Origin of the sequence: Sphingomonas glacialis (genome assembly GCF_006439055.1) — a bacterium.
Taxonomy (GTDB): Bacteria; Pseudomonadota; Alphaproteobacteria; order Sphingomonadales; family Sphingomonadaceae; genus Sphingomonas; species Sphingomonas glacialis_A.
The window spans coordinates 55,233-70,319 of the sequence record NZ_RCZC01000001.1 but is presented as its reverse complement, the minus strand read 5'-3'; the positions used below and the strand labels follow the sequence as shown (position 1 = coordinate 70,319).

10 protein-coding genes are annotated in these 15,087 nt (G+C 66.5%); 8 read left to right on the top strand and 2 right to left on the bottom strand.

Features of this window, described 5'->3' with window-relative positions; translation table 11 throughout:
- Window positions 1-57 precede the first annotated feature (57 nt).
- The 5 genes from mdh to lpdA all read left to right on the top strand — a co-directional run bounded on the left by mdh (window position 58) and on the right by lpdA (window position 7,957).
- Window positions 58-1,020, top strand: coding sequence for a malate dehydrogenase (mdh, locus tag EAH76_RS00325; protein WP_140846631.1), 963 nt, complete (start codon window positions 58-60; stop codon window positions 1,018-1,020).
- A 60-nt stretch (window positions 1,021-1,080) separates the two neighbouring features.
- Window positions 1,081-1,965, top strand: coding sequence for a succinate--CoA ligase subunit alpha (gene sucD, locus EAH76_RS00320; RefSeq protein ID WP_140846630.1), 885 nt, complete (start codon window positions 1,081-1,083; stop codon window positions 1,963-1,965).
- 156 nt (window positions 1,966-2,121) lie between these two features.
- A complete protein-coding gene (locus EAH76_RS00315; RefSeq protein WP_140846627.1) occupies window positions 2,122-5,061 on the top strand; it encodes a 2-oxoglutarate dehydrogenase E1 component in 2,940 nt (979 codons plus the stop codon).
- Window positions 5,062-5,176: 115 nt separating this feature from the next.
- A complete protein-coding gene (odhB, locus tag EAH76_RS00310; RefSeq protein ID WP_140846625.1) occupies window positions 5,177-6,433 on the top strand; it encodes a 2-oxoglutarate dehydrogenase complex dihydrolipoyllysine-residue succinyltransferase in 1,257 nt (418 codons plus the stop codon).
- A gap of 117 nt (window positions 6,434-6,550) precedes the next feature.
- Complete coding sequence (gene lpdA, locus EAH76_RS00305; protein ID WP_140846623.1) at window positions 6,551-7,957, top strand: dihydrolipoyl dehydrogenase; 1,407 nt, start codon at window positions 6,551-6,553, stop codon at window positions 7,955-7,957.
- Between the two features lie 279 nt (window positions 7,958-8,236).
- Here the strand turns inward: lpdA and EAH76_RS00300 are convergent, their stop codons facing one another.
- Complete coding sequence (locus EAH76_RS00300) at window positions 8,237-8,896, bottom strand: YoaK family protein (protein ID WP_140846622.1); 660 nt, start codon at window positions 8,894-8,896, stop codon at window positions 8,237-8,239.
- A gap of 115 nt (window positions 8,897-9,011) precedes the next feature.
- On the opposite strand from EAH76_RS00300, the gene EAH76_RS00295 reads away from it, so the two are divergent.
- Together EAH76_RS00295 and EAH76_RS00290 are read left to right on the top strand one after the other, a co-directional pair.
- Window positions 9,012-9,296, top strand: a complete 285-nt coding sequence (locus EAH76_RS00295) for a hypothetical protein (protein ID WP_140846620.1) — start codon at window positions 9,012-9,014, stop codon at window positions 9,294-9,296.
- Window positions 9,297-9,366: 70 nt separating this feature from the next.
- Entirely contained in the window at window positions 9,367-10,023 is a 657-nt protein-coding gene (locus EAH76_RS00290; RefSeq protein ID WP_140846619.1) for a trimeric intracellular cation channel family protein, read from the top strand.
- A gap of 25 nt (window positions 10,024-10,048) precedes the next feature.
- Here EAH76_RS00290 and EAH76_RS00285 read toward each other — a convergent pair whose 3' ends face one another.
- Entirely contained in the window at window positions 10,049-11,815 is a 1,767-nt protein-coding gene (locus tag EAH76_RS00285) for a tyrosinase family protein (RefSeq protein WP_140846618.1), read from the bottom strand.
- Window positions 11,816-12,175: 360 nt separating this feature from the next.
- Here EAH76_RS00285 and uvrA point away from each other — a divergent pair, with 360 nt between their 5' ends.
- Window positions 12,176-15,055 (top strand): excinuclease ABC subunit UvrA, encoded by a 2,880-nt coding sequence (gene uvrA / locus EAH76_RS00280; RefSeq protein ID WP_140846616.1) that lies wholly within the window; start codon window positions 12,176-12,178, stop codon window positions 15,053-15,055.
- Window positions 15,056-15,087 lie beyond the last annotated feature (32 nt).

The following is a 15,087-nucleotide window of genomic DNA, read 5'->3' as shown; positions in this document are numbered from 1 at the left end:
GCGTACGCGGCCCCAATCACAACGCCCGCGAACGGGCGATAGTCGGAAGGATCCCAGATGGCTCGCAAGAAGATCGCGCTGATCGGCGCCGGTAACATCGGTGGCACGCTCGCGCACCTCGCAGCGCTCAAGGGTCTGGGCGACGTGGTGTTGTTCGATGTCGTCGAAGGCGTGCCGCAGGGCAAGGCGCTCGATCTGAGCCAGTGCTCGCCGGTCGAGGGCTTCGACGCCAAGGTCACCGGCACCAACGATTACAAGGACATCGCCGGCGCCGACGTGATCATCGTCACGGCAGGGGTCGCGCGCAAGCCCGGCATGAGCCGCGACGATCTGCTCGGCATCAATCTCAAGGTCATGAAGGCCGTCGGCGAGGGCATCGCCGCCAACGCCCCCGACGCGTTCGTCATCTGCATCACCAACCCGCTCGACGCGATGGTGTGGGCGCTGCGCGAATTCTCGGGCCTGCCGCATCACATGGTCGTCGGCATGGCCGGCGTGCTCGATTCGGCGCGCTTCAGCCACTTCCTCGCCGAGGAATTCCAGGTTTCGGTCAAGGACGTCACGAGCTTCGTGCTCGGCGGCCATGGCGACACGATGGTCCCGGTCATCCAGTATTCGACCGTCTCGGGCATCCCGGTCCCTGATCTGATCGCGATGGGCCGTTCGAGCCAGGAGAAGATCGACGCGATCGTCAAGCGCACGCGCGGCGGCGGCGGCGAGATCGTTGCTCTGCTCAAGACCGGCTCGGCTTACTATGCGCCCGCCACCAGCGGCATCGCGATGGCCGAAGCCTATCTCTACGACCAGAAGCGCGTGCTTCCGGCCGCAGCGCACCTCACCGGACAGTATGGCATCGACAATCTCTATGTCGGCGTGCCGGTGGTGATCGGTGGGGGCGGCGTCGAGCAGATCGTCGAGATCGCACTCGACGACGAAGCCAAGGGCAATCTCTCGGTCTCGGTCGACGCGGTCAAGGAACTGCTGGTCGCGTGCAAGGCGATCGACGGGTCGCTCAACTGATTTTTCTGCCGGTGGTGCGCTGATCGCACCACCGCTTTCTCCCAACAGGAAGAACGCTGCATGAGCATTCTCGTCGACAAGAACACCAAGGTCATCACCCAGGGCATGACCGGTGAGACCGGCAGCTTCCATACCAAGGCGGCGCTGGAATACGGCACGCAGATGGTTGGCGGCGTGACGCCCGGCAAGGGCGGTACCACCCACCTTGATCTGCCGGTGTACAACACCGTCGCCGAGGCCGTCGCCAAGACCGGCGCGACCGCGTCCGTGATCTACGTTCCGCCCCCCTTCGCGGCCGACTCAATCCTCGAGGCGATCGACGCGCAGGTTCCGCTGATCGTCGCGATCACCGAGGGCATTCCGGTGCTCGACATGGTCCGCGTCAAGCGCGCGCTGTCGGGTTCGAAGTCGCGCCTGATCGGCCCGAACTGCCCGGGCGTGCTGACGCCGGGCGAGTGCAAGATCGGCATCATGCCCGGCAGCATCTTCCGCAAGGGTTCGGTCGGCGTTGTCAGCCGTTCAGGCACGCTCACCTATGAGGCGGTGTTCCAGACGTCGAACGCAGGCCTTGGTCAGACGACCGCGGTCGGCATCGGTGGCGATCCGGTCAACGGCACGAACTTCATCGACGTGCTCGAGCTGTTCCTCGCCGACGACGAGACCAAGTCGATCATCATGATCGGCGAAATCGGCGGCTCGGCCGAAGAGGAAGCTGCGCAGTTCCTGCGTGACGAAGCCAAGCGTGGTCGCTCGAAGCCGATGGCCGGCTTCATCGCGGGCCGCACGGCGCCTCCGGGTCGTCGCATGGGCCATGCCGGCGCGATCGTCTCGGGCGGCCAGGGCGGCGCCGAGGACAAGATCGCGGCGATGGAAGCTGCGGGTATCCGCGTTGCGGATAGCCCCTCGGAACTGGGCACGACCTTGCTGGCAGTGCTTAACGGTTGAATCTAACCCTTCTCCCCTTGTGGGAGAAGGTGGCCCGAAGGGCCGGATGAGGGGGAGTAGGGGGCCGCTGCTGTGGTCCCCCTCACCCTCCCACCCGCAAGAGCGGGTGGGCCCCTCCCTCTCCCACAAGGGGAGAGGGAAAAGAGGACGACGATTATGGGCATTGAAGGCCAGGATTTCGCGGATGTTGCGGGTAGCGTAAGCCCCGCCTTCATCGAGTCGCTCTACGCACGCTTCAAGGCGTCGCCCGACAGCGTCGAGCCGTCGTGGCGCTCCTGGTTCGAAGGCCTTGAAGGCTCGACCGAAGGCGCTTCGTGGCAGCAGGCGAACTGGCCGCTCTCCTCGACCGACGACCTGACGTCGGCGCTCGACCCGACCCAGATGGAGCCCGCGCCCAAGCCGGCACGTGGCGGCGCCAAGCCTGCTCCCGCAGCGCCGGCTGCTCCAGCCCCCTCGCAGGACGAGATCCTCCGCGCCGCGAGCGACTCGATCCGCGCGATGCTGCTGATCCGCACCTATCGCGTCCGCGGCCATCTCGCGGCCAATCTCGATCCGCTCGGCCTGTCGCAGCGCGAGATGCCCGACGATCTCAAGACCGAATATCACGGCTTCTCCGACGCCGACATCGACCGCAAGGTGTACCTCGGCGGCACGATGGGCCTGCAATGGGCGACGATCCGCGAAGTCGTCGACATCCTGCGTGCCAATTATTGCGGCAATGTCGGCCTCGAATATATGCACATCGCCGACGTCGAAGAGCGTCGATTCCTGCAGGAGCGCATGGAAGGCAAGGACAAGGCGATCGAGTTCACCGACCTCGGCAAGAAGGCGATCCTCAACAAGGTGATCGAAGCCGAGCAGTGGGAGCGGTTCTGCGGCAAGAAGTACGTCGGCACCAAGCGCTTCGGCCTCGACGGCGGCGAGAGCATGATCCCGGCGCTTGAGAGCGTGATCAAATATGGCGGTTCGCTCGGCGTCAACGAGATCGTCTTCGGCATGGCGCATCGCGGCCGTTTGAACGTCCTCACCAACGTGATGGCCAAGCCCTTCCGCATCATCTTCCACGAGTTCGGCGGCGGGTCGGATAACCCCGACGACGTCGCGGGTTCGGGCGACGTGAAGTATCACCTCGGCACCTCGACCGACCGCGAATTCGACGGAATCAGCGTCCACATGTCGCTGGTCGCCAACCCGTCGCACCTCGAGGCGGAAGATCCGGTCGTGCTCGGCAAGACCCGCGCGATCCAGACGATCGCGGGCGATCTCGACGAGCATAAGGCGTCGCTCCCCGTGCTGATCCATGGCGACGCGGCGTTCGCGGGGCAGGGGATCGTCTGGGAGTGCCTCGGCTTCTCGGGCATCCGCGGCTACAACACCGGCGGCTGCGTCCACTTCATCATCAACAACCAGGTCGGCTTCACGACGTCGCCGCAGTTCGCTCGCTCGTCGCCGTACCCGTCGGACGTCGCCAAGGGCGTCCAGGCGCCGATCTTCCACGTCAACGGCGATGACCCCGAGGCGGTGACCTTCGCCACCAAGATGGCGATCGAATATCGCCAGAAGTTCCACCGCGACGTGGTGATCGACATGTGGTGCTATCGCCGCAACGGTCACAACGAAGGCGACGAGCCGTCCTTCACGCAGCCGCTGATGTACGACATCATCCGGAAGCATCCGCCCGTCAGCGAGGTCTACGGCCAGAAGCTGATCGAGCAGAAGGTGATCGACCGCGCCTGGATCGACGCCAACATCACGCAGTTCACGACCTTGCTCGAGGGCGAGTTCGAGGCTGGCGCGACCTACAAGCCCAACAAGGCCGACTGGTTCGCCGGGCGCTGGTCGGGGCTGCATTCGCCTGCCGATTCGGAGAGCGCGCGCCGCAACGTCGAGACGAGCATCGAGCAAAAGCTGTTCGACTCGCTCGGCCGCACGCTGACGACGATCCCGGAGGGGCTGACCGTCCACAAGACGCTCAACCGCGTGCTCGACGCCAAGCGGGCGATGTTCAAGACCGGCGAGAATTTCGACTGGGCGACCGGTGAAGCGCTGGCGTTCGGCTCGCTGCTTTCGGAAGGCTATGGCGTCCGTCTGTCGGGCCAGGATTCCGGGCGCGGCACCTTCTCGCAGCGCCACGCGGTGTGGGTCGATCAGACCGACGAGCACAAGTATCGCCCGCTCTCGACCGTCGAGCATGGCCGTTTCGAAGTGCTCGACTCGCCGCTCAGCGAATATGGCGTGCTCGGCTTCGAGTACGGTTATGCGCTTGCCGATCCGAAGACGCTGGTGCTGTGGGAGGCGCAGTTCGGCGACTTCATGAACGGCGCGCAGATCATGATCGACCAGTTCATCGCATCGGGCGAGGCCAAGTGGCTCCGCGCCAACGGCCTCGTGATGCTGCTGCCGCACGGCTATGAAGGGCAGGGGCCGGAGCATTCGTCCGCCCGCGTCGAGCGTTTCCTTCAGCTCTGCGCGCAGGATAATATCCAGGTCGCCAACTGCACGACTCCGGCCAACTATTTCCACCTGCTGCGCCGGCAGATGCACCGCTCGTTCCGCAAGCCCTTGGTGATCTTCACGCCCAAGTCGCTGCTGCGCCACAAGCTGGCCGTGTCGAAGACCGCCGACTTCACCGGCGACAGCCACTTCCAGCGGATGCTGAGCGATCCTTCGGCCCCGGCCGATGTGGACGTGAAGCGCCTCGTGCTGTGCACCGGCAAGGTCGCCTACGACCTGATGGAAGCGCGCGACGCCGCGGGCGACCAGAACACGTCGATCGTCCGTGTCGAGCAGCTCTATCCCTTCCCGGGCGAGCCTTTGGTCGAGCGTCTCAAGCGCATGCCCAACCTCGAGACGGTGGTGTGGGCGCAGGAAGAGCCGAAGAACAACGGCGCGTGGAGCTTCGTCGATCCGTTCATCGAGGAATGCCTGATCGAGGCGGGCGGCACGGTGCAGCGTGCGCGCTATGCCGGGCGTGCGGCGTCGGCATCGCCGGCAACGGGCCTGATGAAGCGCCACCAGACCGAGCAGGCGGCGCTCGTCGCCGACGCGCTCGGCCACAGCGTTCGCGAAGAAATTCGCCGGACGCGCAAGGTTTGATCGTTACCCCGGCTGCGCGAGCAGCCGGGCCTTCGTAATTTCGCGTAGCGCTTGATCGGCAAGCGCTCCGCACCTGGGCCCCCGGCCTTCGCCGGGGAAGAGAAAAGAGGCTGATATGGCAACCGAAGTCACAGTACCGGTACTCGGTGAATCGATCACCGAAGCGACGCTCGGCGAATGGCTCAAGCAGCCCGGCGACGCGGTCGCGGTCGACGAGCCGATCGCCAGCCTGGAGACCGACAAGGTCTCGGTCGAAGTCCCTTCGCCGGTCGCCGGCGTGATGGGCCAGCATGCGGTGCAGGTCGGTGACACCGTTCTCGTCGGCGCGATGATCGCGACGATCGATGCCGGTGACGGCGCCCCCGCCGCCGCTGCCGCGCCGCAGCCCGCCGTGCTCCAGTCGCCCGCCGCTGAGGCGCAGGCATCGCCCGCCGCGACCGCCGGCCAGCAGGCACCCGCCTCCGACCCGCGCGACACGCCTGCTGCCCTGTCGCCGTCGGTGCGCCGCGCGGTGCTCGAGCACGGTGTCGACCCGGCGACCGTCAAGGGCACCGGCAAGGACGGCCGCCTGACTAAGGACGACGTCGCCGCCGCTGCCGCTTCGACGCCCGCGCCCGCACCGGCACCTGCCGCAGCGCCGCCGGTCTCGGCTTCGGTCGCCGCCTCCACTGGTCGCAAGGAAGAGCGCGTCCGCATGACGCGCCTGCGCCAGACGATCGCCAAGCGCCTCAAGGAAGCGCAGAACACGGCAGCCCTGCTGACGACCTTCAACGACGTCGACATGACCGCGGTCATCGAGGCGCGTGCGAAGTACAAGGACCTGTTCGAGAAGAAGCATGGCGTCCGCCTCGGCTTCATGGGCTTCTTCGTGAAGGCCGCGTGCCTTGCGCTCAAGGACATCCCGAGCGTCAACGCTTCGATCGAGGGCGATGAGATCGTCTATCACGACTATGCCGATATCTCGGTGGCAGTGTCGTCGCCGGGCGGGCTCGTCGTGCCGGTGGTGCGCGATGCCGACCAGATGTCGGTCGCGCAGGTCGAGAAGACGATCGGCGATTTCGGCAAGCGCGCCAAGGACGGCACGCTCAAGATGGACGAGATGAAGGGCGGTACCTTCACCATCTCGAACGGCGGCGTGTTCGGCTCGCTGATGTCGACCCCGATCATCAACCCGCCGCAGGCCGCCGTGCTCGGCCTGCACCGCATCGAGGACCGCGCGGTCGTCGTGAACGGCCAGATCGTGATCCGCCCGATGATGTATCTCGCGCTCAGCTACGATCACCGCCTGATCGACGGTCGCGAAGCGGTGACGTTCCTCGTCGCGCTCAAGAACGCGATCGAAGATCCGACGCGGATCCTGATCGACCTGTAATATCGGATTGCATCTACCCATATTCCGTTCGTGCTGAGCTTGTCGAAGCACTGTCCTTGTCTGTCGGACGGAAGAGAAGGCAGCCCCTCGGCAAGCTCGGGGCGAACGGAGTGACACATGGCTGATTACGATTACGACGTCCTCATCATCGGCTCGGGTCCCGGCGGGTACGTCGCCGCGATCCGCGCCGCCCAGCTGGGCCTGCGCACCGCCTGCGTCGAATCGCGCGAGACGCTGGGCGGCACCTGCCTCAACGTTGGCTGCATCCCGTCCAAGGCGTTGCTGCACGCGTCGGAATATTTCGACGCGGCCGCCAACGGCACGATGGCCAAGATGGGCATCAAGGTCACGCCCGAGCTCGACTTGCTGCAGATGCACGCCCAGCGGATCGACGCGATCAACCAGCTGACCGGCGGCATCGCTTTCTTATTCAAGAAGAACAAGGTCACCTGGCTCAAGGGCCGCGGCGCGTTCGTTGATGCGCACACCGTCCAGGTCGGCGAGCAGACCGTCACCGCCAAGGACATCGTGATCGCCACAGGCTCGTCGGTCACCCCGCTCCCCGGCGTCACCGTCGACCAGAAGGTCGTGGTCGATTCGACCGGTGCGCTCGAGCTCGACAAGGTGCCCGAGCATATGGTCGTGATCGGCGGCGGCGTGATCGGGCTCGAGCTCGGCAGCGTGTGGCGCCGGCTTGGCGCCAAGGTCACCTGCGTCGAATATCTCGACCAGATCCTCCCCGGCTTCGATGGCGATATCCGCAAGGAATCGAACAAGATCTTCAAGAAGCAGGGCATCGCGTTCAAGCTCTCGACCAAGGTCACCGGCGTGACGGTCAACGGCGACAAGGCGACGCTCACCGTCGAGCCGTCGGCAGGTGGCCCAGCCGAGACGATCGAGGCGGATTGCGTCCTCGTGTCGATCGGCCGTCGTCCTAACACCGATGGCCTGGCGCTCGAAAAGGCAGGTCTCACGGTCAACGCCCGCGGGCAGATCGACACCGATCACCGCTTCCAGACGACCGTCCCCGGCGTCTGGGCGATCGGCGACGTCATCCCCGGCCCGATGCTCGCGCACAAGGCCGAGGACGAGGGTATCGCGGTCGCCGAGAACATCGCCGGCCAGACCGGCATCGTGAACCATGCGGTGATCCCGAGCGTCGTCTACACCTGGCCCGAAATCGCCGGTGTCGGCCTCACGGAAGAGGTTGCCCGCGAGCAGGCGACGAAGAACGGCGGCGAGATCAAGGTCGGCAAGTTCCCGATGGCGGGCAACAGCCGCGCTAAGACCAATCACGAGCCCGACGGCTTCGTGAAGATCATCGCCGATGCCAAGTCCGATCGCGTGCTCGGCGTCTGGGCGATCGCGGTGCCCGCGGGCACGATGATCGCCGAGGCCGCTTTGGGTATGGAGATGGGCGCGACCAGCGAGGACATCGCCTACACCTGCCATGCGCATCCGACGCATAGCGAGGCGATCAAGGAGGCTGCGATGGCTGTGCGTGGGAAGGCGATCCACGTTTGAGACGCGGCGGCGAGGCGCTTAGCGAAAGCTAAGCGCCCGCTCGAGCCGCGTCCGGCCGGCGGCGCCCAAAGCGCCGACCGACGGCGTGGCTTCGCCACGCCGCTGCCCGCAAGGAAGCCGACCGACCACACCTCCGTTCCTCGGAGAAGGCCGGGGCCCAGGTGCGAAGGTGGAGGTAAGCGAGCGGTACCGCTCGATCTCCACGGCCGTAGCTCCTGGGCCCCGGCCTTCGCCGGGGAACGGCTCAGGTAAATCTGCTCAGCGGAGGCCATGTCCCCCCTACGCCGGATCCCGCTGCGTCGCGCGCGCCGCAATCGTCAGCACCGCCGCCGCCCCAGCAGCGATCCACAGCGCGCCAATCCCGTACGTGCCGTAACACCGCGCGCCGACAATCACCCCGCCACCGAACCCCAGCCATAGCAGCAGATGCCGCGCCCATTCCCAGCGCGGTCCATCGCCCATCAACGCGGCCGCCAGCCCCTGGCCGATCCGCACCAGCGCGCCGGTCATATAGGTCAGCCCGATGCTGACCTCGCCGTCGCGGGTGAACACGCCGTTTTCTGCCCCCATCGCGGTCGCCAGCAGCAGCAGCGGGACGATCGCGGGGTGATAGGGCGCGAAGAGCGCCGCCCCGCCGAGTAGCAGCGTGACCAGCCCCATCACCGCGACGCGCTGCTGGCGCGGGCGTGCGCGGCCGACGATTGTCGCCGCCACCACCCCGCTGACGAAGCTCAAAATCAATCCGGCGCCGATCCGGGCGTCATGCGTCGCATCCGTCGCAAGCGAAACGCCGAGCCGCGTCGTGTTGCCGCTCATGAACGAGGCGAAGAAGCCGCCCATGCTCGAATAGGCCAGCGCATCGACGAACCCTGCCAGTCCGGTGAGGCACGCCGCGAAGAGGAGGGTGGAGCGCTGATACCGTCGCATGGCCGCGATCATGCCCGATGCGCTGCGGCGATGCCAGCGTCGCGCTCGCTGCGCAGGCGGAACGATCGGGCCGCACGGCGGTTTTCCCGCGCGTACCATCTCGGTACGTGTCCAACAGGGGTTACCGATGAAGAAGACGATGATCGCGGCGCTGGCGCTGGTTGCACTCCCGCTCACCGCATGCGGCGGCAATGGCGATGGCAAGCTCGCCAAGCAGGTCGAGAAGGCCGCCGACAACCGCGCCGACGCGATGGAGGCCAATGCCAAGGACCTCGAGGCGCAGGCCAAAGCCGAGCGCAAGACCGGCGAAGACCGCGCCGACGCGATCCGCGCCGCCGATGTCAACGCGGCAGCGATGACGCCCGAACAGCGCGGCGAAGTCGTCGCCAACGACGCGGCAGCCGTTCGCTGATCGCTACGGCGCGCGGCTCTTGGTCGCGCGCCGCATTCCCTCGCGCGCTTTGCGCGGGTAGGGGGCGCGCATGCCCTCGCAATTCCCCTGGCAATTCGGCTCCGCGCTGCCCTGGCTCGATCTGTTCGGGATCGCCGTGTTCGCGATCACCGGCGCGCTCGCTGCGATCCGCCACCGCCAGACGCTCGTCACCGCTACCTTCTTCGCGCTGATCACCGGGGTCGGCGGTGGATCGGTGCGCGATCTGCTGATCGGCGCGCCGGTATTCTGGGTGCATGACCGCTTCGTCGCGGGCACATGCCTCGCGGTCGCGGTGCTGGTGTGGACGACGCCCGAGCGGTGGTGGAAGGGCACTGCGCTCGACTGGCTCGATGCGGTCGGCCTTGCCGCTTATGCCGTATTCGGCGCGGCCAAGGCGCTGGCGTTCGGGATCCCGCCTGTACCGGCTGCGCTGATGGGCGTGGTGACGGCGTGCATCGGCGGCGTCATCCGCGACGTGCTCGCGGGCGAGCCGTCGATCCTGATGCGGCCCGAACTGTATGTGACCGCGGCGGCGCTGGCGTCGGGGTCGTATGTGGTGCTTGTCGTCGCAGGCGTGTCGCCGAGCCTTGCCGCGCCGATCGCTGCCGTGTGCGGGTTCGCGCTGCGTGCGGCGGCGATCCGCTGGCGGCTCGCGCTGCCGGCGTATCGCGATGGAGCGGCGAACGACGGACCGGGCCGGGGATAACCCGGCCCGTCGGCACCGCGCCCGGTCAGCGCTCCTCGATCCGCGCCGCGCTGAATCGGACGTTCGCGCGGGCGCTGATCCGCTGGCTCGCCGCGGCCACGGTCCCGCCGCTCACCCCGCTCGACGGTTCGAGCACCAGCGCGGTCGCGCCCGTGCCGAGCGCGGCGAGTGCCGCGGTCGCATCGAACACGGTCTCGTTGGCGGGCGCCGCCATCGCCATCCCGTCATGCTCCATATGCGGCGCCGACTGGTTGAAGAAGTTGATCACGCCGAGCAGCGCCCGTTTGCCCGCGCTGTCCTGTAGATAGACCTCGTAGAGCACCTGCGGCGCCTCGTCATAGGTCAGCCCGTCGATCACCAGCCGCAACCGCGTCGCCGCACTGCCGCCATCGGACACCGCGCCGAGCAGCAGCGAGCGCGTCTGCGGCGCGGTCGTCAGCGGGACGACGGTCGTGCCGCGTTTCAGCGCGGTCGGGCCGAGCAGTGGGATCGTGCGCACCGGCGTCTCCCGTTCGAGCGCAGCGGTGAACCCCGCGCTGCGCGTCACCGGGCACCCGCCGCCCGCGGCGTAGTGATAGCCGAGCTGCGCGACGGTCAGCATGTCGGCGACCTTGCTCTGCACCAGCGCCCCGCTGCCGTCGATGAAGTTGAAGATCGTTGCGAGCTGCGCCGCATTTGTCGGCAGCCGCGTCGTCGGGCTGACCCGCAGCCAACATTCGTAGAGTCGATCGATATTGGTGTGATGCGTATAGAAGATCGGGTCGTTCCCCGCCGCCGGGACGGCGCCCATATAGCCGGTCGGGCAGTTGGCGACGCCGACCGCGCAATGCACCGCGCCGTGCGGCGTCCCCTCGAGTGCGCTGTTGAACGGCGAATAGCTCGTCTGCGCCATCGCGTTCGAGGTCGAGACGACCGAGGCGCTCAGGCTGCTCGTGCCCGCATTGAGCTGCGGCTGGCGGTTGGGGATATAGAGCGGGTTGGCGACGGTCTGGCCCATGCTGTTGACATAGGTCTGGTCGCGATACGCCGCGGGCATCTGCGCATTGCTCTCATAATCCCAGAAGGGCAGCCGCAGATTGGCGTCGCCGGCCGCGGCCTGGAGCACCTTCTCGAAATAATAGAGGTACATGCGATGCCAGGTCAGGAACTGGATCGTGCCGTGCTGGCAGGTGCACCAGGTTGCCTGTTCGTCGGCATTGCTCTTCGACTGCGCGGTCAGGCCGCTCATGCCTGCAGCGCTCAATCCCGATACGGCCGCGCAGCCGGTGCCGAAATAGGAGTGCATGTTTGCCCAATAGATCCAGCTTCGTCGGAAATTGGCGCTGCCGTGCGGCTCGCTGTTCCACGCCTTCATCTGCGCGACGCCGCGGCGCAGGCTCGCCAGCTGCGCTGCGGTGAGGCTCAGCACCGACGGGCGTTCGCTCGCGAGCAGCGCTGGGGCGGCGGAATCGCTCTCGAGCGTCTGCGGGGTGCCCGGCTGGCTCTGGAACGCGACCGTTACGCCGCTCGGCACGACGCCGAGGCCGGTATGGCATTTCGTGCCCAGATCGTTCGCGGTGTTGGCCGCACCGGCGGTGGTCTGGCCGACCGCCACGGTGCCCCCGCCGCGCGCCGGATCCGACGCCGCGACACTGGTGTTGCCGCACTCCGAAAAGTCCGGCTGGACGAGCGAACCCGATCCCTGCAGCGCGCCCGATTGCGCATACGCCGGTGTGGCGAGCGTGACGAAAACAAGGATCGGTAGGCCGGACCCGCCAAGGATCGACGACCGCATGCGTTTACCAAAGGACATTGCTGCTCCCCCGCTATGATGTGGTGATACGCGCTACATCTCAACCGGCGTCGGATCGGCACAGGATCGACGCGACAGGCGATGGTACGATCGCGATACTGCGCGGATTTATAGCGTATTTTTAGGAGGACGTCCGCACATTTTCGATCCTGATTGCCGCGACTGATATGTAATTTGCGGAACTTGCCGCGCCGGGCGGCGTATCCTCGGGCGTGACAGCAGCGGAAACCGGGGGAGGGGGCGCCACGCGCGGCGCCGCGACATCACCGTCGCGACCTTGCCGCATCCGCCTGCAAACCCCATCTCGCTCCTGCAACCGGTCGCTTGCGCCATCCGAACAAATCTGGAACAAACCGCTCCATGCTGACTCATATTTCCGTGCGCGGCGCGCGCGAGCACAACCTCAAGGACGTGTCGGTCGATATCCCGCGCGATACGCTGACGGTCATCACCGGCCTGTCGGGATCGGGCAAGTCGAGCCTCGCGTTCGACACGATCTACGCCGAAGGCCAGCGGCGCTACGTAGAGTCGCTCAGCGCCTATGCCCGCCAGTTCCTCGAGCTGATGCAGAAGCCCGACGTCGATCACATCGAGGGCCTCAGCCCCGCGATCTCGATCGAGCAGAAGACCACCAGCCGCAACCCGCGCTCGACGGTCGCGACCGTCACCGAAATCTACGATTACATGCGCCTGCTGTGGGCGCGCGTCGGCATCCCCTATTCCCCCGCGACCGGCGAGCCGATCGCCGCGCAGACCGTCAGCCAGATGGTCGACCGCGTGATGGCGCTGCCCGAGGGCACGCGCCTCTATCTGCTTGCCCCCGTCGTGCGCGGCCGCAAGGGCGAGTATAAGAAGGAACTGCTCGAGTGGCAGAAGGCCGGCTTCACCCGCGTCCGCATCGACGGCGAGATCCACGAGATCGACGAAGCCCCCGCGATCGACAAAAAGTACAAGCATGACCTGGAAGTCGTGGTCGACCGCCTCGTCATCGGCCCCGACATCGCGACGCGCCTCGCCGAAAGCTTCGAGGCCGCGCTGAAACTCGCCGACGGGCTCGCCTATGTCGACCCGGCCGATCCTGTCGAACCGCACACCCCCAAGAACGAAGTGCTCGGCGACAACGCGCCTCCGGGCCGCATCGTGTTCAGCGAAAAGTTCGCCTGCCCCGTCTCGGGCTTCACCATCGCCGAGATCGAGCCGCGGCTCTTCTCGTTCAACGCGCCGCAGGGCGCGTGCCCGGCGTGCGACGGCCTCGGCGAGAAGATGCTGTTCGACGAGGAGCTCGTCGTCCCCAACCACGCGCTCAGCATCAAGAAGGGCGCGGTCGTGCCCTGGGCCAAGTCCAACCCGCCGTCGCCCTATTACATGCAGGTGCTCGGCAGCCTCGCGCGCGAGTTCAAGTTCGAGCTCGACACGCCGTGGGAAGACCTGCCCGAAACCGCCCGCGACACGATCCTCTACGGCACCAAGGGCAAGGCGGTCACGCTGACCTTCATCGACGGCAAGAAGTCGTACGACGTCAAGAAACCGTTCGAGGGCGTGATCGGCAACCTCAACCGCCGCATGCTCTCGACCGAGAGCGCGTGGATGCGCGAGGAGCTGAGCAAGTACCAGTCCTCCGCCGCGTGCGAAGTCTGCAAGGGCGCGCGCCTCAAGCCCGAGGCGCTCGCGGTCAAGATCGGCATGCGCGACATCTCGAGCGTCACGCGCCTGTCGGTGGTCGACGCGCTCGCCTGGTTCGAGCAGGTCCCGAGCCAGCTCGGCGACCAGCAGAACGCGATCGCCGAGCGCATCCTCAAGGAGATCCTCGAGCGGATCGGCTTCCTCAACAATGTCGGGCTCGATTACCTCAACCTCGACCGCACCTCCGGCACGCTGTCGGGCGGCGAATCGCAGCGCATCCGTCTTGCGTCGCAGATCGGCAGCGGCCTGTCGGGCGTGCTCTACGTGCTCGACGAGCCCTCGATCGGCCTGCACCAGCGCGACAACGACATGCTGCTCAAGACGCTGCGCCGGCTGCGCGATCTCGGCAACACCGTGCTCGTCGTCGAGCATGACGAGGACGCGATCCGCACCGCCGACTATGTCATCGACATGGGCCCGGGCGCCGGCGTCCATGGCGGCCACATCGTCGCGCAAGGCACCTTCGAGGAAGTCCTCGCCAACGAGAACAGCATCACCGCCGATTACCTCTCGGGCCGCCGCGAAGTCGCCGTCCCCAAGACCCGCCGCAAGGGCAACGGCAAGAAGATCACCGTCCACAACGCGACTGCCAACAACCTCAAAGGCGTGACCGCGAGCCTCCCGCTCGGCACCTTCACCTGCATCACCGGCGTCTCGGGGTCGGGCAAGTCGAGCTTCACGATCGACACGCTCTTCGCCGCCGCCTCGCGCACGCTCAACGGCGCGCGGATCGTCCAGGGCAAGCACGACAAGATCACCGGCCTGCAATATCTCGACAAGGTCATCGACATCGACCAGTCGCCGATCGGCCGCACCCCGCGCTCGAACCCGGCGACCTATACCGGCAGCTTCACCCAGATTCGCGACTGGTTCGCCGGCCTCCCCGAAAGCTTAGCCCGCGGCTACAAGCCCGGGCGCTTCAGCTTCAACGTCAAGGGCGGCCGCTGCGAGGCGTGCCAGGGCGACGGGCTGCTCAAGATCGAGATGCACTTCCTCCCCGACGTCTATGTGACGTGCGACGTCTGCCACGGCGAGCGCTACAATCGCGAGACGCTCGAGGTGAAGTTCAAGGGCAAGAGCATCGCCGACGTGCTCGACATGACGGTCGAGGACGCGGTCGAATTCTTCAAGGCGGTCCCGCCGATCCGCGACAAGATGGCGATGCTGCAGGAAGTGGGCCTGGGCTACGTCAAGGTCGGCCAGCAGGCGACGACGCTGTCGGGCGGCGAGGCGCAGCGCGTCAAGCTCGCCAAGGAACTGTCGCGCCGCGCCACCGGGCAGACGCTGTATATTCTGGATGAGCCGACGACGGGGCTGCATTTCGAGGACGTGCGCAAGCTGCTCGAAGTGCTCCACCAGCTGGTCGAGCAGGGGAATACGGTGGTGGTGATCGAGCATAACCTCGACGTCATCAAGACGTCCGACTGGGTGCTCGACCTTGGGCCCGAGGGGGGTGTGAAGGGCGGCGAGATCGTTGCGCAGGGGACGCCTGAGGTTGTGGCGAAGGCGAAGGGGTCGTTTACTGGGAAGTATTTGGCGCCGTTGTTGGGGAAGTAATGGTAGTGGCGAAGCGAGCTGTCGCTGAAAGT

Excerpts from the sequence above, each read along its gene's own strand:
- EAH76_RS00300 (WP_140846622.1), bottom strand. The coding sequence starts at position 8,896 with ATGATCGCGGCCATGCGACGGTATCAGCGCTCCACCCTCCTCTTCGCG.
- lpdA (WP_140846623.1), top strand. The coding sequence starts at position 6,551 with ATGGCTGATTACGATTACGACGTCCTCATCATCGGCTCGGGTCCCGGC.
- EAH76_RS00285 (WP_140846618.1), bottom strand. The coding sequence starts at position 11,815 with ATGTCCTTTGGTAAACGCATGCGGTCGTCGATCCTTGGCGGGTCCGGC.
- sucD (WP_140846630.1), top strand. The coding sequence starts at position 1,081 with ATGAGCATTCTCGTCGACAAGAACACCAAGGTCATCACCCAGGGCATG.
- odhB (WP_140846625.1), top strand. The coding sequence starts at position 5,177 with ATGGCAACCGAAGTCACAGTACCGGTACTCGGTGAATCGATCACCGAA.
- uvrA (WP_140846616.1), top strand. The coding sequence starts at position 12,176 with ATGCTGACTCATATTTCCGTGCGCGGCGCGCGCGAGCACAACCTCAAG.
- EAH76_RS00290 (WP_140846619.1), top strand. The coding sequence starts at position 9,367 with ATGCCCTCGCAATTCCCCTGGCAATTCGGCTCCGCGCTGCCCTGGCTC.
- EAH76_RS00315 (WP_140846627.1), top strand. The coding sequence starts at position 2,122 with ATGGGCATTGAAGGCCAGGATTTCGCGGATGTTGCGGGTAGCGTAAGC.
- mdh (WP_140846631.1), top strand. The coding sequence starts at position 58 with ATGGCTCGCAAGAAGATCGCGCTGATCGGCGCCGGTAACATCGGTGGC.
- EAH76_RS00295 (WP_140846620.1), top strand. The coding sequence starts at position 9,012 with ATGAAGAAGACGATGATCGCGGCGCTGGCGCTGGTTGCACTCCCGCTC.